The sequence below is a fragment of the Patescibacteria group bacterium genome, assembly GCA_018817085.1.
Lineage (GTDB): Bacteria > Patescibacteriota > WWE3 > CG2-30-40-12 > CG2-30-40-12 > CG2-30-40-12.
In genome coordinates this window covers 1-18157 of sequence record JAHIUT010000003.1, presented here as the reverse complement: position 1 = coordinate 18157, position 18157 = coordinate 1, and the positions used below count along the sequence as shown (strand labels likewise).

Here is an 18157-nt window from a genome sequence, read left to right as displayed (position 1 = left end):
TTTTGAGAATTAAACAGAGGAGTTTGGCAGACAAAAGGTTTTCGGCAATGGGGGAAATTGCGCGAATTGCGGAACTTATGGATTGGGAGGATATTCCAAGAGAGCTGTTTTCCTACTTAGAGGATGTAAACTGGCTGAAAGAAAATTTTGCCGGAAAGGGGTTTTTGAGATTTCCTGTTCGCAGAAACGCGGGAGTTCCCGCCTATATGACAAGCCCCTGGGATAGGAAACTTCCGACCAACAAGATGGAAGCTGTTTTGTTAGGAAAAAAAATTCCCAAAATTGCGCAAGTTTGGATATGCAAATTGCTTTGCCGTTACGAGGAGCCGGTGTTTCAATTGTTGAGTTGGCCAAGCAGTTCCAACGCGCATAGGCTCCAGATAGGAATTGCGCCTTTTCATCTCACCACCTCTATGAATATAAGCGGAGAGGCTTCTATAAGAGCATCTGCCGAAGCCGTGCGATTTTGTTCAGAGAACGGAATTTCTTTGCTAGACTGGGGAAGTTATAACAAAATAGGTCAACCACCCGCTCAAAAAGTCTATTTTGTTATAGCCATAACGCCCGCCGGGTGGGAAATAATAAGAAGTTCAGACAACCTGCCCAAACTTCCGTAGAGCCTTGCTAGGCGCTTTATCTGCAAAAGATAAGCGCCTTTTCTATTCCAAAAACCCTCTAACTTTTTTAACAAGCGTTTCGGGAGTGAGGTCAGATTTTATTAAATATCCATTTGCCCCTTTTGAAAGGGCGTCTTTAATAATAGGGTCGTGAGAGAGATTAGTTAACATTACCACAGGTCCGTTCTTTTGCTTTGGAGTGGCCGACTTTAGCTTGGTAAGAACTTCTAACCCGTCCATTATTGGCATTATTATATCTAAAAGAATTAAATCGTACCCGCCTTCAAGCATTTTATTAAACCCAAGTTCCCCATCTAAAGCCACCGTAACCACAAATCCCGCGTCTTTTAAGATTTCTTCAAAGAGTTCACGGGTATAAAGGTCGTCTTCTATTAAAAGTATTTTCTTGACAGTTTCCATAGTTTTAGAATACCCGAAAAATTTTTAAATTTCAATGGGATTACCCTAATTTCATTCGGGATTAACCCTTATCGGGTATAATCCCGCTCCAGTCCCACTTCTTTCCAGCTCATGGATCCTAAATCCCCTTGAATTTTGAAATTTGCTATGATATGCTTTTTTCACTATGGAAAATAAACAAAACATTCTGGTACCTGTATCCATAATAATTGCCGGACTAATAATTGCCGGGGCTATTGTGGGCAAAGATTCTTTTTATAAATTGCTAGAAAAAAAACCCAGTCCCAAAACTGTGGTGGAAAATGTCCAAGAGACAAACGAGAACGCAACAAAACCGGTAACAGCAAATGACAAGTTTAAAGGATACGCCAAAGGGCTTGGGCTAGACCAAAATGAGTTTGATTCCTGCTTAGATTCCGGAAAATACGCATCTAAAATTAATGAAACAACCCAACAAGCAAACGAGCTTAGCGTAAACGGCACACCTACCTTTTTCATTAACGGCAAACTTTTGGTAGGCGCGCAACCTTTTGAGGTTTTTAAAGCTATACTGGATAAAGAACTTGGAATTACCCTAGATTATCCCGCGAATATAAAAACAACTATAGAAGGAATGAAAACGGCGAATTATTTTTCGGAGACTGTACAAGATATCCCTATTTCATCAGCAGACCCTATAAAAGGAAACGCGGACGCTCCCGTTACTATTGTGGAATTTACCGATTATCAATGCCCTTTCTGCGCAAGGCATGTGATAGAAACTTTGCCGCAAATACAAAAGGAATATATAGATACGGGATATGTAAAATACATTCTTAAAGACATTCCACTCTTATCTTTGGGACACAAAAACTCTCCCAAAGCGTCGGAAGCGTCATATTGCGCCAAAGAGCAGGGAAAATATTGGGAAATGCACGACAAGATTTTTGAAACCCAAGCCGAATGGTCCCCCCTAGCCACTAATTAAAATTAACAAAGGAGTCTCCTTGTTCCAAGGAAACTCCTTAATTATTAACTTTATTCAAGAAGACAAGAGGAGCTTTCGGAGTTTTGAGAATTGGTGTTTATTTAAATTAAGCTCTTGTATCTCGAAAGTCCTTTCAGCTATATCTCTTACAGATTTAAAAGCCCCCGCTATTTTATATTTTGAAAGAATTTTTTTAACTTTTTCCAAATCCGCTAACGCAAAATGTATTAAAGAAACTACATCAATAAAATCTTTCATACCTTTTGGCGTTTGCGCTCTTTGAGAGGATACAAAAATTTTTAGCGCTAAAAGGTAATCCTTATCCAATACCTTAAAACCTTCCAAATTTGTTACATTACCAATTAAATCCTCAACGGGAATACCTATTCTAGAAAAATGAGGCAGGTAAATATCTATTTGAACTTCCCCTTTTATCGCTTCATATTTGTTAAGACGCGCGTTTTTAAAAAGATTGTAATTCTTCCGCAAAATTGAAAGTTTATCAAAATCCACTACAATATCAATGTCTTTAGACTTTAGAGCTTTGGTATAAAAATAAACAGCCCACCCACCTATTAGAATAAAATCTATCTTCTTTTTTAGGTTTTGCAATTCAAGAAAACTTTTTTCTGTTGTCAAATTATGATAATATTCCATCTATTTTCTCCTCCAGAGCTAAAATAAAATCCCGGGAATACCAGTCGCTTAAATTCCAGATATCTGCAAATGTTTGGGGGACAGTGGTTATATTGCCGTACTTCTTCATAGTTCCGTGCATTTTAAGAATAAAAAAATTTGGGTTTTTATCATTATTTTTACCAAATCTTTTGAAGATTTTCGGCAAATGTTCCTCTTCTAAATAAACATACACCTTTGAATAATCCGCTGGTGGCTCTTTAAAAACATGTCTGGCGGCACTGTAACACGCGTAAATGCTTTGAGAAGGGACAAGCCCTTCTATTTCCATAACAGGAACACTTAAATTAGTTTGATAAATTATATCCTTCTGCAAATTTCGGCAACTTGCGTATAAATATAAAAATTTCTTAAAATCAAAAACCGTAAAAAATTTAGAGGTTTTTTTAACAGCGCCAATTTGAGTAGGCACATGTAACGCAAGATTTACCGTGCTTAAAGAATACCCAAATAATTTTGACAACTCTTTTTGAGTATGCTTAAAAACACCTTTTTCAAGAGCTGACCATAAAATATAATGCCATATTGTTTCGATTTTTTTCATAGTAATTGCATTATATTTCGTATATTTGCGAAAGTCAAGAGGGTTATTGGGCAAAAGCTAAAGCTTTGGCGTATAAAAGAATGTATTCTTGCGCCGATTTGTCCCACGAAAAGTCTTCCGCTATACAATTGCCAACTATCTTCCCCCATAGATTCTTATCGTCATAAACCCTCTTAGCTCGTTTAATAACGCTTAAAAACTCGCTTTGATTAAACCCTTCAAACAAAAACCCCGTTTCCCCCTCTTTTACCGTATCCTTTAATCCGCCAACGGCGCGAACAATGGGAACAGCGCCATACCTCATTGCTATCATTTGCGTTAACCCGCAAGGCTCAAATCGCGAAGGAACGGCAAAAAAATCCGCCGCCGCATATACCCTGCGCGCCACCCCTTCGTCAAACTTAATAATTCCCGCGCAATTCCCGCTTAACTCGGGTTCGGACATTTTGGAAACAATCCTATTCTCAATGGCTTTATCCCCTGTACCTAGTATTACAATCTGAAACCCCATACTTATCATTTCATCCACAGAACTGACAAAAATATCAATTCCCTTTTGATTTGTTAATCGGGACACTAAACCTATCATCGGAACAGATTTTTCTTGCAAAGAAAGTTCTTGTTGTAAAAGTTTTTTATTGGCGCTTTTACCTTTTAACACGGCTTCTAAATCTTCTGGGGAGTAATTAACTTTTAAATATTGGTCGGTTTTAGGGTTAAAAACATCTTTATCAATACCGTTTAAAACGCCAAATACCCGCGCTTCTTTTGCCTTAATAACCTCATTTAACCCTTCGCCAAACTCCTGCGTTTTTATTTCTTCGGCGTAGGAAGGAGAAACTGTGGTAACAACATCGCTTCCTAAAATCCCTTGCATAATAAAGTCCAAATTATTATCCGCCGTATCCCATTTTATGTAAGGAGATTTAGAAAGGATTTCACCGTCTAATTTATTTACCACATCAGTTGAGCTAATGCCTTGATTGGCAAGATTATGAATTGTAAAAATCGTAGCGGGGCGGTTTAATTCCAAATATCGCGCCTCGGATTTAATAAGTTGGGAAATTATGCCTGTATGCCAATCATTGCAATGAACTATATCCGGAAAAAATACATCTTCTCTTGCCACAAAAAGCCCAACAACAGCTTTGCTAAAAAAAGCAAATCTCTCTATTTCTTCTTGGGAAGACGCAAAAGCGGAAGGGTCCATATAAATTCCTCCGCTTGAAATGTATTTTTCGTTTTCAATAAGATAAAGAGGAATGTCTGTTTCGGGAAGAACTGTCTGATGGAGGATAACCTTTTGCGCTTCTCCCGCGTAGTGAATAACAAAATCCCTGCTCTTGTCCTCACCACCACACCCGGTGTGGTGTTGCGCCTGCGACTCACACCAGGTGTGGAGTATCTTCTGGTACCCGGGAATCACAATACGGACATCAAGACCAGCCTTTTTTAAGGCTTTGGGCAAAGAGCCGATAACATCTCCAAGACCGCCAACTTTAACAACCGGAAAACATTCGGAAGCTACGATTAATACTTTCATAGAAATATTATAACACTTTTACTTTAATTCAACCTTCGCGCCAGCTTCTTCCAACTTTTTCTTTGCGGCTTGCGCATCCTCTTTTTTAGCCCCTTCTAAAATGTTTTTGGGAGCGCTTTCAACAAGCGTTTTCGCCTCAACTAAACCCAAATTTTGGTTTAATTCGCGAACCGCTTTAATTACATTTATTTTATTAGCGCCGGCGTCTGTTAAAACCACATCAAATTCGGTTTTCTCCTCCACCGCTTCCGCGGGAACGCCAACTCCGGCATTGCCCGCCATCATAACAGGAGCGCTTGCGGAAACGCCAAATTTTTCTTCTAAAGCTTTTACCAAATCGTTAAGCTCCAAAACATTCATTTTTTCAACCATTTCCATTACTTTTTTTGCGTTTTCTGTTAATTTTATTTCTTTTTTTTCTTCTTTTTTATTTTCTTCGGACATAACTTACACCCCCATCCTAAATTCAAAAATCAAATCTCAAATAACAAATCAAGCTCAAAATTCAAATTTATAAAGCTTTTTTTGAATTTTATATTTTGAATTTGAGTTGAATTTTGTCATTTGATTTTTGAGCTTTGAGATATTTGATACACAACTCGCGCGAAACCGTCTAAAACACCCCCTAATACTCTAGTAAAACTATTTGTTGGGCGGGACATCCCCCCCACCACTTTTGCGAGCAGTTCCTGCTTTGAGGGAAGCGCCGCCAAAACATCCACTTGGCTTTGGGGAATAATTTTTCCTTCTAGAATTCCAAATTTAATATCTATGCTCTCTTGTTCTTTTTTAAAATTATATAACTCTTTAATGGGAGAAACGGGGTCGTCCCCTGCAAAGAGGACTGCTGTAGGCCCCGCAAGTTCCGGCATTTTATCCCCTAAAACTTTTTTTAGAAGGGTGTTTTTAAAAACGGAAAAGCTCGCCTTTTTGTCAAAAAGTTTATCCCTCAACATATTTAAAGTTCCGGCGGAGATATTCTGGTAATCAAAAAAAACCAAAGAGGACGAAGAATCAGACGCTTCCTTTATAGTTTTTAAAATTTGTTCTTTCTTTTCTCTTTTTAACGCCATAATTTTTCCTATGCGGGTACCGCAATCTGCGATATTAAGCTCTCAAGGACCCTCCTTCGTCCGCTCAAAGCGGACTTCGGAAGGGCAAGCACCCAACAGTCTTTGGAACTAAAGTCTACAACTTATACCACAAACAAAACTCCCAAGTCAACAACTAAAGATAAACGGGAGGTTTACGGGAGGATACGGGATAATAAAACAATAAAAGCTTGTTAAACAACTATTGAAAAGGGGCGGGAAGAAATTAAATGTCTGACCGCGCAATCCATTTCTCCGCCCTCCTCTCTTTTTGGCGTTATTTGACTAGTTATAAAATATTATCACAACTCTTTAACTCCCGCAAATAGGAATATGGAAAATCTTTAGCGGGTGTTTTAATTCCAATAAATAACAAAGTGGAACCTTTAACTGACTTTAATATATCATCTTCTTTCATCCTCTCTACATCGCCGCGAACCTCTGCCAAAGAAGCTTGGGAATAGCCTAAAAACTGTAGATATGCTTTTGTGTCGGGGCGCGTGTAACCTTCTTCAATGTTTGCAATAACAGACCGCGCGGCATCTAGTACTTGCGCTTCCAAACGGCCGAATAAACGAAAATTCACGGGAACAGACGGGAAATTACGAGAGTTTTCTGCGCCTGTTTCCTTAAACCAAAGTACTAGCATATCCCTTAAAAGCATTGCAGTTTGCCAACTGGCTATTGCTTTATACCCCTGCGAACTTTTCCAGTCGGGGTTTGACATATCAAAATTGTTGATAAAATCTTTAAGAGCGACCATAAACTAAACTTTGAACCGTGGAATTAGGTTGTTTATAAAAACTATTATTCCTTCAAAATATTCCGAGGGGGATTTTTTGTTCATCCTCCTATACTCTGTCCTTAACTTTCTCAACTCCTCCACAATAAGCCTATTAACTTTAAAAGATTCGTCTTTCCAATTTTTCCCAAAATACCCCCCCATAAAACTTTCATATACTTCTCGGATTGAAACAGAAGCATTATCATCAATACCCTGCAACCATAACGCAATAGCTTTAGCTAAATCCCGTAAGTGGTCCGCAGATTTTGTTGAAAACTGCGAAAATTCCATATCAATTATTCCAGACAAAACATCTTTGTCATATAAAACATTCCTGCGATTGTAATCATTGTGAACAACTCCAACAGTATGCATTTTAGCAAGCCAACTGCCCGCCTGATAAAGGTGCGTCTTTTTTAACTTCGTCCGCGACAAAGTGCGCCCTTTTAAAAAACATACGAATATAAAATACCGCTCCCTGCCATATATCACTGCTTTTGAAACCAGTCGCCGTTCCTTGTTTTTACAAACAAAATAGGTGGGGATGCCTTTTTTACTTAAATGTCTGTAAATCTTTGCCTCCCTCCTTATGTTTTCGTAAATACGACTCAAAGAATAAACCCTAAGAACATAATCTTTGTTCTTGTCGCTTCCTGTCATAATGCTTATTTTCAGCATCGTGTTCCCATAACCTGCGGGAAAATCCTCAACAGAAATGTCTTTTTTAAACGAATAGAAATTTTTAAGTAACTGCCTAACTAACATCTTACTTACTAGATATTGCAAATTTCTTGGCCGACTAAACTTTCCTTGTACGATGTCGTTAATTGTGGAAAGTAGGGATAGTTTAAAAGATTCGCTAAAAGCGTTTTCATGGGCAAAAGATTTTGTTTGATATAAGAATCTAACCGCAAAAAGGAGCAGAAAACACTTAAAGGAACTCATACTCCCCTGTTCGCTTATCCTAGTGAAAATTTTTTTCCTAAAATAATCCTCTTTCCAAAGCATTAGATATAAAAAAGCCTCGTTCCCCGCTTTGGCGGTTAAATGCGATTGCTCCCAATCAATAATCTTAAAATCGCGCGAAAACGATTCTTGCGCAAAAATGTTCTCGGGATACAAGTCTAAATGGGACAACGCGCAACAATCGTTTATAGTCTTTTCCCTTCTTTTTAAATAATTGAAAACCCTCTCCCACATACCCAAACTTAATATCTCGGGAGTTCTGCTTTTGTAAAATGAAAGCTCGTCCATAAAACGGCTCAAACCGTACGGACTCAACCACTCTAGCCCCTCTTGGCGCATATCCCCAACTTCCTGCCAAAAATCCATAAAAACCTCAAACGAGTCCTTTTTGAATATCCCCATTTGATAACTCAAATCCAAAGTGAATTCCCCAAAACTTTTATAATCAAAATACTCCAAAAGATAGTAAAGACTGCCCTTTTGTTCTTTGAAATTATGTTTATATACTTTAGGAACAAAGGAGGAAAGATTTTTATATTTCCCCAGCAACAAAAGGATTTTAACTTCGCGAATAAATTTACTTTGGGCGTTTTTGTCGCGGGATGCAAAAACTTTAAGGACAAATTTTTTGCCCTTTAAATCTTTGCACAACAAAACATACGACCTTTTAAAACCGCCGTCGGCGAGACGGAAGGGTTTTATTATCGTTAGACCATATTTAGTTAAAAGATTTGTTATTTCTTTTGGGCACACAGTTTTCAAAAAATTCAAAATCAAAGCTATCTAAGGAGACTCCTTTTTCAAAGGAGTCTCCTTTGTTAAAATTCGAATTGAATTTTGAGTTTTGTCATTTGAATTTACTACTCTACCTCTCCGGTTGTCCGGCATTTATGAACTTATACTCCTTCTGGTACTTTAAAACCAAATCCTCGTATCTTTTAAAATCCACAAATTGCCTTAACTGATCTATAACATGAACAACGTCATACACATCATTTTCATTTTTAAGCTTTGTTTGCGCATCCCGCCACCTAATAGCCTGTTCATATTCGCAACGGACAACAGAATTTTTTTCCTCTTGCGCCAAAAGCTCCAACAACGCTTCAAATTCCCCCGGGTTGGCGCGCTTACTAAAAGGTATCTTTTTCCAAGCGTACGAACGACCCGATTTTTCCTTAACTAAGCCCGTCCTTTGCCAGCTATGCGCCAAAAGCAGTATCTCAAAATAAAGTTTTTCCGCTCGTTCTTTATCGGCAAGAGGCGCGTCGGGAACATTTAGCACACAATGCCAAAGATTGAAAACCCCTTCCTCTATCATCTCAATACTCCACCAAGGGTTGGCGCTTGCCCACCAGTAATGACAAGAGTGAAGGGCAGGGTCCAAAAGACAACGCGCGCGATCCCAGCTTTCTTGATTGCTTCGTCGTTCGCTTACGCTCTCTCCTCGCAATGATGGAAGGGCGAATTTTGAATCGTTTACCACTCTTATTGCAATATCCGTTAACTCCCATTCTTTCTTATGAATTTCATTGTCTTTATCAAACCACAAATTAAACACATTCCCGTCAACAATATCTTTTTCGCTGGATGCCCAAGTAGAGTCTTTAGGGGTTACTTCCTCTATTTGTTTATACAATTTGGACAATTCGGATATAGTAACAGTATCAATTTTAGGGTCTGCTAAAACATCCAAAAGCACTTTATCCAAACCAACTCTATGGTGTCCAAATGTTTCGCCGTCCATTGCGGTCAAAAGATACCTAGAACCATTTTCTCTTGAAACCGCATCTGAAATTTTTTGCGCGTCGCGAACTACCGCCCCCATAATTAAATTGCTGGTTCGTTTCTCTCTAAAAAACGCCAAAACATCAAATCCCTTTATTTTATAAAGACGGTCAAACTTAACCACATCCACCTTTCCATTATAGGCAATCTCGTCCAAAACCACCCACTTAAACCCAAACTCCTGCGCCACCTCCGCCACTTTAGGACTATAGCTCATTTCGGGACTAAAAAAACCGTTGGGATTATACAAAGAACCAAAATACTCTTTATTGGCAATTTCATTTAACTTTATCTGACGCACCGCCTCGCTTTTTGGCACCAACGGTATAAAGGCATGATATTTTGCGCTGGCTGTAAACTCCACCCGGCCATTTTCGGCAAGACATTTTATATCATTTAGCACATCTTCGTACCCACTGTTATGCAACTGCTCCGTTAACACAGCGTTAATATTTAAAATTATTTTCGCCTTGGGAATTTTTTTTAATCCGCGAAAGATGGGACGATAACTTTCATTAACTACCCTCTCTAAAACATCTTGGGATTGGTTCGGGGGTTGATAAATATGTAGAAAGCAAACCCATTTCATACTATATTATCCATAACAACAGGACGATTATGAAAATATGTAGCCTTTTCATAAAATTTAAGATATTTAACAGCGCTGTTTTCCCAACTGAAATCGCTTTTCATCGCATTCATCTGCAGTCTTTTCCACACATTTTTATGACGATATGTTTCCAGCGCGCGGACAACTTGAGCGAAAAACTGCCATTTATCGTAATTTTTAAAAACAAACCCATTTCCGTTGTTAGTGTCGGGGTCAAAATTTATTACCGTGTCCCCCAACCCGCCAGTGGCGCGCACTATTGGGATACATCCATATCTCATAGCCTCCAACTGCACAATACCACAAGGTTCAAACTTTGACGGCATAAGCATCATATCCGCGCCCGAAAATATGAGTCTCGGGAGGGTAAAGTTAGGCATTGGGTGAATACCCACCTTTTTAGGAAAAGCCAATTTTAATTTTTTTAGAATTTCAACATAATGCCCTGAACCGCCACCCACCTGAACAAACTGTACATCAAAATCACGCAAGAGAGGCCACAGTATGGCAAATATTAAATCCAGCCCTTTTTGAGAATCCAGCCTGCCTTCATAAGCCAAAACCGGGATATCGGAGTCCTCCAAAAGCCCAAATTCCTTTTGGAGAGCTATCTTATTTTGCGCCCTATTCCTTAAAGAACCGGTATTGTAATTTTTTGCCAAAAATTTGTCGGTCTGCGGGTTAAACTCCGCGTAATCAATACCGTTAACAATGCCAAAAAGTTTGCTGCGAAGCTCCATTAACAAATTGTCCAAACCCTCGCCGTATTCGGGCGTTAACATCTCGCGGGAATATGTTTCGCTTACCGTGCTTACCGCATCCGCGTAAATAATGCCTCTTTTCATAAAGTTTTGCATTTTAAGTCTTTTATTAAAAAAAGCGCTAACAACGGATTTTCCATCGTCATAGTCCATCTCCGACACATTTTTGGGGTCGAAATTGCCCTGAAAACTTAAATTATGAATGGTAAAAACCGAGGTTATTTTAGAAAGCTTTTCGTCTTCTTCATATACTGTCTTTAAAAAATTCGGGATAAGCCCCGTATGCCAATCATTGGTGTGGATTACATCGGGAACCCAGTCGGACTTTCGCAAAAATTCCAAAACTCCGCGACTTAAAAGCGCCCAGCGAACAGGGTCGTCGCTGTAACCATAAACATTGTCTCTTTTTTCATAATACTCCATATTCTCCAAAAAATAGGTTGGGGCGTGGTTTTTAAGTTTATACTCTTTAACATTGCACATTAGCTCTTTTGGCCCTTTTTTAACATGCCCCGTGGGAACGGCTAAATTCTTTTGGACCATTTCCATCTTATATTCTTTTTTATCAATAAACCCAAATTTTGGCATAAAAACGCGAGCGTCCACGCCAAGCTCTCTTAAAGCTTTGGAGAGGTAAGCCAAAACCCGCGCCTGCCCGCCCACGCTAGCGTAAGGGCTAACCTCGGCGCCTACTATTAAAACTTTGGAAATGGAGTTGTTCTTAGCCATAAAAGTAGTATAGCATATTCTATTTAAGGATTCTCCTTTGAAAAAGGTGAATCCTTTGTTTCTTTGGGGACGGTACCCCGAACAGGTTTGGATGTTTGTCAATGGGAGAAAAATGTTATATCCTATTATTTAATTCTTCGGCGAGCTCATCGTAGCCTTCACTGCGCAAATCCTGCGCTAAAACAGAGGTGTTAGCAACCATTAGCCCACCAAGGGATTCCGCGGAAGAAATGGCGTCATCTCCAAATTTAACTTTTAAATTGGCAGTTAGTTTTGAAGCCTCAACCAAATTTAGCTCCTTAATCCATAAATTCAGCAAATCTCGGTTTATGTAAACTTCTAAATTAGAAAAAGGTTTAATGGGATAATGCAAACTTAATCCCCCAAGACCAGTAAAAGCGTATTTTAAATTATGCTGTTCCGCCACCTCTTTTATTTTTTTGGCAACCCCCCGCACATCCAACCCCTCCATTTTATAAAAAGTCTCGCGGATGTCCTCCACCAACTCTTCTTGACCCAACTCTACAGATGGCTCCTCGCGTTCTTCTTCCGCCAAAGACAGCCCTTCTGCCGGAGATATTTCTTCTTCTTCTTTTTCTGCTACAACATCTTCCACAATTTTGGACACTTCCACCGTTGATTTAGGTTTCTCGGACTCTTGGGGTTCTTGAACAACAGGCTTCTGCAAAACTGGACGGATGGCCGATACCCTCTTCCCCTTGCCTAGAAAATCTTCTATGTGTTTTTTTGTAAATCTATGTCGTCCTGTGGGAGTTTGTATAGAACCCATATCACCGGATTCTATATAACGATAAAGCGTTCTAAGGCTTACGCCTAAAATGTCGCAGACTTCCGTAGATGAAAATAATTTGTCAGGCAATGCTAGTTCCATAATCACATTATGCTAACTTTACAACCGTGTGTCAAGAGGTAATTTTTCTCATGTCATTGCGAGCCCGAAGGGCGTGGCAATCTTATCGGGATTGCTTCGCCGTCACTTCGTTCCTCCTCGCAATGACAAGGATGGGGAAGATTAGGACAGATTTGATTATTTTAGGCAACCGTTTGGGATTTGCCAACAGCCTGAAAACCCATCCAAAATACTTTGTCCGCGGAACACGAACAGTGCCTATCAATACATCAAATGTTCCCCCAATCCCTACCGCAACCTTTGGTTTAATAAAGGAGGTATTATCAACAATGAACTTTTCCTGCGCCGCTTCTCCCAAAGCGCAAAGGAGGACATCGTGTTCTCTTACATCCAGCGATGCCTCCTCTCGCACACTAAAATACAATTTAGGATAATTTATGTGGAAATAATGTTGGATTGCAGTTTTAGGGGTTAGGGAGTCCTTTTTGGTTACTACCAACACTGATTTCCCCAGTTTCTCTGCATAAGACAGCAGAATAGAGGTAATTTTAACACCTGTAATAATTTCAAGGTTTTTGTCCGCAAGTTTCAGCCCCACACCGTCCGCCACATTTATCGTGGTCTTTTTGTTCAGAATGTCTTTAAACGCCTCATCTTTTTGCGCCCTCATAATAAAGGAGGGGTTTATTGTGGCGATAAACAGAACGGGACGCCCTTTAGCGGACAATGCGGACACTATCTCTTTTTCTAGGTCGGGGCGAGAGATTTTATGTAGACGGATGCCGAGAATGTTAATTACAGAGTAATTCTTCAACATAGTTGGTAAAATTCAAATCTCAAATAACAAAATTCAATTCAAATTCAAAATCTAAATGTTTTAAACATTTGAGCTTTGAATTTGATTTGTTATTTGAATTTTGTCATTTGTCATTAGTCAAATTACTTCACAATCAACGCCTTCTCAAACACTTCCAAATTTTCAACCGCGGTGCCTAGTCCTTTAATAACGCAAAAAAGCGGGTCGTCGGCCGTATGGGCGGGTATACCTGTTAATTTAGTTATATATTTATCAAAATTTTTTAAAAGGGCCGTTCCGCCGGACATTACCACTCCTTTATCCAAAACATCCGCCGAGAGTTCCGGGGGGGTTTTCCCCAGCACCTCCTTAATTGCCTGCACAATTTGCTTTAAGGTAGGTTCAATAGCGTTGGTTATTTCTGTGGAAGTTACCATCAAAGTTTTAGGCAAACCTTCCACAAAATCTCTGCCTTTAACTTCCGCTTTTATTTCTTTTTCAAGCAAAAGGGCGCTGCCTATTTTTATTTTTAACTGTTCCGCGGTTTTATCACCTATGATAAGTCCATATTTTCTCCTAATATACGAAGATATCGCTTCGTCTATTTTATTTCCCGCAACTCTAACGCTTCCGTGAACAACTAGCCCGCCCAAAGACACTATGGCAATTTCGGTCGTACCCCCGCCACTATTTACTATCATATTTCCCGAAGCCGCAGAAATGGGAAGACCCGCGCCAATACTTGCCGCCAAAGGTTCGGGCATTAAATAAGCGTTTTTCGCCCCCGCGCCAATAGCGGACTCAATTACCGCGCGGGATTCTACTGACGAAACCCCGGCGGGAACGGCAATCAAAACAGTGGGACCTAAAAATCTAATTCTGCCCAAAGACTTATTTAAAAAGTATTTCAGCATCGCCTCCGTAACGGTGTAATCGGCAATTACGCCGTCTTTAAGAGGTCTAAAAGGTACAATTCCTTCTGGGGTTCTGCCTATCATTTCTTTTGCGTCAGCGCCGATTGCTATAACCTCGTTAGTACCTACCGAAACGGCAACAACAGTAGGTTCGTTTATAATAACGCCTTTTCCGCTTACATACACAAGGCTATTAGCAGTACCCAAATCCACAGCGATTTTCTTTGAAAACATTACCTTATTATAGCAGATAATCTTATAGATTATATTTTAGGAAACTATTCCGTCCTTTTGTCATAATTAGCCAACCCCCGAGGTTGGAAAGTTCCACCCCCGAAGTTAAAGAGTCAAAATACTAAATACCAAAATGTGGTATCATATACAATAGCAATGAAAATTAAACCACTGGTAACCGTTTTTTTAACAATGTTTATACTCTCCCTTATAACTGCGGGGGTAGTCTTTTATTCAGAAGGCTGGCGGTTTAATACCAAAAATAAAGTTTTGCAAAAAACGGGAATGCTCGCTATTCGTTCCATTCCCGAAGGAGCTAAAGTTTATTTAAACGGAAAAACAACCACCGCTACAAACGATACTATCCCTTCGCTAACTCCCGGAATGTACGAAATAAAAGTGGAAAAGGAGGGGTTTGAAGTGTGGGAAAAGGAGATTGAAATTTTTCCGGAACTGGTAACGGACATTACCGCCATTCTTATATCACAAAGCCCCAGAATAGAACCGTTAACAAATACCGGGGTTAGCGTTTTTTCGCTATCGTCAAGCTTGGATAAACTAGCTTATGTCCCAATAAATACCGAAAAAAAAGGTATTTGGGTTTTGCCTCTTTCGGGAACCACTCTAAACCTTTTTAGAACCAATCCAAATTTGGTAGCCGCAGACGACGAAAACCACATTTATTCAAGCGCCGAAAATATTTGGTGGTCTCCCGATGATAGCGAAATGCTTATACAGCTTAACGAAGAAGGATTTTACCTAATAGACCTGCAAAACCAAGTTAAAACCCCAACAGAAATAAAAGACCCCCAAACTATATTTGAAAAATGGGAACAGGAAAAAGCTAAAAAAAGAAAGGCGTTTTTAGAAAAGGAGGAGGTTAGCGCGGAACTCATAAACATAGCTCTTGATAAAAACACAATATGGAGTCCCGACGAGAAAAAGTTTTTGTACCTAAAGGATTACGGAGAAATGACGGAAATAGAAATTTATAATATGGAAGACCCCCTCCCTGTGGGCGAGAAAAGACAATATACCACTTACAGAACAAATAGAAATTCCTTAAAATATTTGGCGTGGTACCCAGACAGTTATCATTTGGCGCTTTTAGAAGACACCACAATAAGCCTTATTAGAATAGACGGCACCAATAAAACCGAGATTTTTACCGCCAACGGAAGTTTGGCAGACTCTAAAGTGTTCCCTTCCCCATGGGGAGACAAGATGATAATTTTGGCATCGTTTAAGCAAAATACTCCACCGGACTTGTATGCGGTGGGGATAAGGTAAGGATAAATTCAAATGACAAAATTCAAATAACAAATCAAATTCAAAATTTAAATGTTTAAAAACCTTTTGAATTTTGAGCTTGAATTGAATTTTGTCATTTGAGTTTTGAATTTTTAGTAACTAGAAAAGTTCTTCCACTTTAGGAGTAGCTTGTTTATTCCTCCCTAATCCTCGCCGTGACAATAAGACGATTTAAGGTGGTCCCCGGGGGGTCGCAGGTTTGCAAAGTTAAAACGGGAGAAGTGGTTTGCCTTAAAAGTGGAAGCGTGTTAAACCCCGCAACAATTCTTTTGTCTATTACTTCATAATCAAATCGGTTCTCTTTATAAAAAAGCACGATAATATCCCCCGCCTCAAGTTTACCTAAAAGATTAAAAACCGTAGCGTATTTTCCAAGCTCCCAAAAATTTATGGACGAATGAGCAAACAAAAAGGTATTGCCGTTAGCGCCCGGCAAAGCGGAACCTTTTGCGTGAGCCACTCCAAACTTTAACGCCTCAGTATACTTGCCAGAATCCGTAACATCAACATTTATAACCAGCGGGGCGGACACCCCAATTTTTTCAATTACTATGGAGGATGTTGTATTAACAGGACGCAGGCTAAGGGGTCTTCGCGCGACAATGCTTTCTACGGGCGTAAGAGCGTTGTTATTTTTGTCAACACCCATATCTAACTGCCAACCCGCGTTCCAAGCTTTAGTTACTACATATGATAACTCTCCATAGATAATTGGTCCAAAAGCGCGCAAAAACAAAAAAATCGCTCCGATTATGAAAATATCCGAGATAATTTTTATAAATTTTCCAATTTTAGACATAAAAATTCTATCTAAGGAGTCTCCTTTGAAAAAGGAGACTCCTTTGTTAATAATTTCATAGGGGTAACGACCCCCAAAACCCTTCCAACAACTTCTCTTGCTTACGCCCCGCCCACTTATAAATAAATCCTAAAAGCTTTGAATGATAGTTTTCTCCCAAATACAAAACCCCAATATCAATAATATAAAGTCTGTTTGTCTCTCTTTCCACCATTATGTTAGCCATTTTCTTTACTATGTGGGAGAAAGTGAGAGTCCACGCGCCGAAAAATTCGTAGGATTTGTTCTCTGATTTTAACATAGTTTCATTTATTTTCATAATTTCCAAAAATTGTTGTTTAACATCCTTGTTATCTAAATAGGACTTTTTCAACGGCGCGCCTTTGATATATTCTTGCGTTAAGGTGTACGATTGAATGCCAAATATATTTTTACGGGGAACTATTTTTGTAGGCGCTAGATATTTTTTAAAAAAAACTTGCAAAACTTTAAGGTCGGCTATAATTTCGTTTGTGGTGGCTAGGGGGTTAATAAAGTAGCGGATACCAAAAGGAATTTTTGTAACGGTATCGTTATTTAGTTTAGAAACAATATTTTCTCCTCCAAATCCGATTATTTTTGACATAAGTATATTGTATAAGATAGCGCGAAAAAAAAGAAGAGCCTCGGGCAGAAATGTATCCTGCAAGAGGCTCGCTTGCTTGTTTCACCTACTACCTAAACGAAGCCCCGAAGAAGCCCCAAAGACCCAAAAACCAAATTAACAAACCTACCACCAAAAGAAGCACAATCAACTCCGCTTGGGAGCCCTCTTTAAAGCTTTCTTGGACTGTGGCGTTTCCCATCCCACTCAAATGGAGTGTAACACCGCTCCCTTTCTCAACAATCCAAGTTCCCCCGGAAACCTGGGTCGGCGACAATTTGTAGTAGGTGTTCCCACTCCACCCAAGAGGTTTTTCCGTGGGAATTCCAACGAGAGCCTCTCCACTTTCTGCTCTTTGGAACACAAAAAAGCCATTGGACGCGGCCTCAATAACCACCTTTTCGGCGTTGATGGTGAACTGACGCTTGTCATCAGTCAAAAAAGTTATGTTGCTACCACTATACTTTTTCTCCGAAGAAGGGAGAAACACCGAACACAATACCGTAGCAACAACACAAAACACCGTCCAGCCCCAAAATAATGCTGTTTTCACCTCTACCTCCTATTGAGAGTATCCCCACATTCACTTTCAGGGACCAGCCAGTTGCAAAGTGGGATTATAATACCAAAATATGTCAGAAAAGTCAATTTTTTGTTTGCGGAGGGGGAGAGATTCGAACTCTCGATCCACTAAAAGCAGATAGCGGTTTTCAAGACCGCCGCACTAGTCCACTATGCGACCCCTCCGTTTAGTACCTCTACCGGTTTTCCCCGCCTTTGGCGGGACTAATTCGCGTAAGTTCCAGCTTCGCTTACGCTCGCTCTCACTAACCGCTCATTGAGCAAGACCGCCACTCCCGTCATTGCGAGGAGGAACGAAGTGACAACGAAGCAACCCCAATAAGATTGCTTCTCCCTCGCTAAAGCTCGGGATCGCAATGACGAAGTTCGCCCTTCGGTCTTACCTCAGGACACTACAAATCTCTAGTCTCGCTCCGCTTGACTAATTGAACTTGCCCTTCGGGATTACCTCAGGACACTACAAATCTCTAGTCTCGCTCCGCTTGACTAATTGA

General features: G+C 39.8%; 19 protein-coding genes and 1 tRNA gene. 3 read left to right on the top strand and 17 right to left on the bottom strand.

What is annotated here, in order from left to right; translation table 11 throughout:
• Positions 1-617: hypothetical protein (locus KJ678_00270; GenBank protein ID MBU1016587.1), on the top strand; the 617-nt coding region annotated here is incomplete at its 5' end.
• 42 nt (positions 618-659) lie between these two features.
• Here KJ678_00270 and KJ678_00265 read toward each other — a convergent pair.
• Positions 660-1037, bottom strand: coding sequence for a response regulator (locus KJ678_00265; GenBank protein MBU1016586.1), 378 nt, complete (start codon positions 1035-1037; stop codon positions 660-662).
• A 166-nt stretch (positions 1038-1203) separates the two neighbouring features.
• Between KJ678_00265 and KJ678_00260 the strand changes: the two genes are divergently transcribed.
• Positions 1204-2004, top strand: a complete 801-nt coding sequence (locus KJ678_00260; GenBank protein MBU1016585.1) for a thioredoxin domain-containing protein — start codon at positions 1204-1206, stop codon at positions 2002-2004.
• Between the two features lie 54 nt (positions 2005-2058).
• On the opposite strand, the gene KJ678_00255 is transcribed toward KJ678_00260, so the two are convergent.
• The 12 genes from KJ678_00255 to KJ678_00200 form a co-directional block, all read right to left on the bottom strand.
• Positions 2059-2643 carry a hypothetical protein gene (locus KJ678_00255; protein ID MBU1016584.1) on the bottom strand — a complete coding sequence of 195 codons (585 nt, stop codon included), beginning with the start codon at positions 2641-2643 and terminating at the stop codon, positions 2059-2061.
• Between the two features lies 1 nt (position 2644).
• Positions 2645-3244, bottom strand: a complete 600-nt coding sequence (locus tag KJ678_00250; GenBank protein MBU1016583.1) for a hypothetical protein — start codon at positions 3242-3244, stop codon at positions 2645-2647.
• Positions 3245-3287: 43 nt separating this feature from the next.
• Positions 3288-4787, bottom strand: a complete 1500-nt coding sequence (locus KJ678_00245; protein ID MBU1016582.1) for a glycogen synthase — start codon at positions 4785-4787, stop codon at positions 3288-3290.
• Positions 4788-4805: 18 nt separating this feature from the next.
• Positions 4806-5231, bottom strand: a complete 426-nt coding sequence (rplL, locus tag KJ678_00240; GenBank protein ID MBU1016581.1) for a 50S ribosomal protein L7/L12 — start codon at positions 5229-5231, stop codon at positions 4806-4808.
• 116 nt (positions 5232-5347) lie between these two features.
• On the bottom strand, positions 5348-5860 hold the full coding sequence (rplJ, locus tag KJ678_00235) for a 50S ribosomal protein L10 (GenBank protein ID MBU1016580.1): 513 nt from the start codon (positions 5858-5860) through the stop codon (positions 5348-5350).
• A 307-nt stretch (positions 5861-6167) separates the two neighbouring features.
• On the bottom strand, positions 6168-6641 hold the full coding sequence (locus KJ678_00230; protein ID MBU1016579.1) for a four helix bundle protein: 474 nt from the start codon (positions 6639-6641) through the stop codon (positions 6168-6170).
• A gap of 3 nt (positions 6642-6644) precedes the next feature.
• Positions 6645-8390, bottom strand: a complete 1746-nt coding sequence (locus KJ678_00225) for a phosphotransferase (GenBank protein MBU1016578.1) — start codon at positions 8388-8390, stop codon at positions 6645-6647.
• A 103-nt stretch (positions 8391-8493) separates the two neighbouring features.
• Positions 8494-10002: a hypothetical protein gene (locus KJ678_00220; protein ID MBU1016577.1), complete on the bottom strand. Its 1509-nt coding sequence runs from the start codon at positions 10000-10002 to the stop codon at positions 8494-8496.
• Entirely contained in the window at positions 9999-11513 is a 1515-nt protein-coding gene (locus KJ678_00215; GenBank protein MBU1016576.1) for a glycogen synthase, read from the bottom strand. Before KJ678_00215 ends, KJ678_00220 begins: the two co-directional genes overlap by 4 nt.
• A 115-nt stretch (positions 11514-11628) precedes the next feature.
• On the bottom strand, positions 11629-12405 hold the full coding sequence (locus tag KJ678_00210) for a helix-turn-helix domain-containing protein (protein MBU1016575.1): 777 nt from the start codon (positions 12403-12405) through the stop codon (positions 11629-11631).
• A gap of 82 nt (positions 12406-12487) precedes the next feature.
• A complete protein-coding gene (locus tag KJ678_00205; GenBank protein MBU1016574.1) occupies positions 12488-13201 on the bottom strand; it encodes a WecB/TagA/CpsF family glycosyltransferase in 714 nt (237 codons plus the stop codon).
• 122 nt (positions 13202-13323) lie between these two features.
• Entirely contained in the window at positions 13324-14328 is a 1005-nt protein-coding gene (locus KJ678_00200) for a rod shape-determining protein (protein ID MBU1016573.1), read from the bottom strand.
• 156 nt (positions 14329-14484) lie between these two features.
• Here KJ678_00200 and KJ678_00195 point away from each other — a divergent pair, with 156 nt between their 5' ends.
• Positions 14485-15618, top strand: a complete 1134-nt coding sequence (locus KJ678_00195; GenBank protein MBU1016572.1) for a PEGA domain-containing protein — start codon at positions 14485-14487, stop codon at positions 15616-15618.
• Between the two features lie 154 nt (positions 15619-15772).
• Here the strand turns inward: KJ678_00195 and KJ678_00190 are convergent, their stop codons facing one another.
• The 4 genes from KJ678_00190 to KJ678_00175 all read right to left on the bottom strand — a co-directional run bounded on the left by KJ678_00190 (position 15773) and on the right by KJ678_00175 (position 17828).
• Positions 15773-16438, bottom strand: coding sequence for a sortase (locus KJ678_00190; GenBank protein MBU1016571.1), 666 nt, complete (start codon positions 16436-16438; stop codon positions 15773-15775).
• Positions 16439-16493: 55 nt separating this feature from the next.
• Positions 16494-17063, bottom strand: a complete 570-nt coding sequence (locus KJ678_00185) for a hypothetical protein (protein ID MBU1016570.1) — start codon at positions 17061-17063, stop codon at positions 16494-16496.
• Between the two features lie 88 nt (positions 17064-17151).
• Positions 17152-17634: a hypothetical protein gene (locus KJ678_00180; protein ID MBU1016569.1), complete on the bottom strand. Its 483-nt coding sequence runs from the start codon at positions 17632-17634 to the stop codon at positions 17152-17154.
• 106 nt (positions 17635-17740) lie between these two features.
• Positions 17741-17828: transfer RNA gene (locus KJ678_00175), tRNA-Ser, on the bottom strand.
• Between the last annotated feature and the right edge of the window lie 329 nt (positions 17829-18157).

Excerpts from the sequence above, each read along its gene's own strand:
- KJ678_00265 (MBU1016586.1), bottom strand. The coding sequence starts at position 1,037 with ATGGAAACTGTCAAGAAAATACTTTTAATAGAAGACGACCTTTATACC.
- KJ678_00260 (MBU1016585.1), top strand. The coding sequence starts at position 1,204 with ATGGAAAATAAACAAAACATTCTGGTACCTGTATCCATAATAATTGCC.
- KJ678_00250 (MBU1016583.1), bottom strand. The coding sequence starts at position 3,244 with ATGAAAAAAATCGAAACAATATGGCATTATATTTTATGGTCAGCTCTT.
- KJ678_00245 (MBU1016582.1), bottom strand. The coding sequence starts at position 4,787 with ATGAAAGTATTAATCGTAGCTTCCGAATGTTTTCCGGTTGTTAAAGTT.
- rplL (MBU1016581.1), bottom strand. The coding sequence starts at position 5,231 with ATGTCCGAAGAAAATAAAAAAGAAGAAAAAAAAGAAATAAAATTAACA.
- rplJ (MBU1016580.1), bottom strand. The coding sequence starts at position 5,860 with ATGGCGTTAAAAAGAGAAAAGAAAGAACAAATTTTAAAAACTATAAAG.
- KJ678_00230 (MBU1016579.1), bottom strand. The coding sequence starts at position 6,641 with ATGGTCGCTCTTAAAGATTTTATCAACAATTTTGATATGTCAAACCCC.
- KJ678_00220 (MBU1016577.1), bottom strand. The coding sequence starts at position 10,002 with ATGAAATGGGTTTGCTTTCTACATATTTATCAACCCCCGAACCAATCC.
- KJ678_00215 (MBU1016576.1), bottom strand. The coding sequence starts at position 11,513 with ATGGCTAAGAACAACTCCATTTCCAAAGTTTTAATAGTAGGCGCCGAG.
- KJ678_00210 (MBU1016575.1), bottom strand. The coding sequence starts at position 12,405 with ATGGAACTAGCATTGCCTGACAAATTATTTTCATCTACGGAAGTCTGC.
- KJ678_00205 (MBU1016574.1), bottom strand. The coding sequence starts at position 13,201 with ATGTTGAAGAATTACTCTGTAATTAACATTCTCGGCATCCGTCTACAT.
- KJ678_00200 (MBU1016573.1), bottom strand. The coding sequence starts at position 14,328 with ATGTTTTCAAAGAAAATCGCTGTGGATTTGGGTACTGCTAATAGCCTT.
- KJ678_00195 (MBU1016572.1), top strand. The coding sequence starts at position 14,485 with ATGAAAATTAAACCACTGGTAACCGTTTTTTTAACAATGTTTATACTC.
- KJ678_00190 (MBU1016571.1), bottom strand. The coding sequence starts at position 16,438 with ATGTCTAAAATTGGAAAATTTATAAAAATTATCTCGGATATTTTCATA.
- KJ678_00185 (MBU1016570.1), bottom strand. The coding sequence starts at position 17,063 with ATGTCAAAAATAATCGGATTTGGAGGAGAAAATATTGTTTCTAAACTA.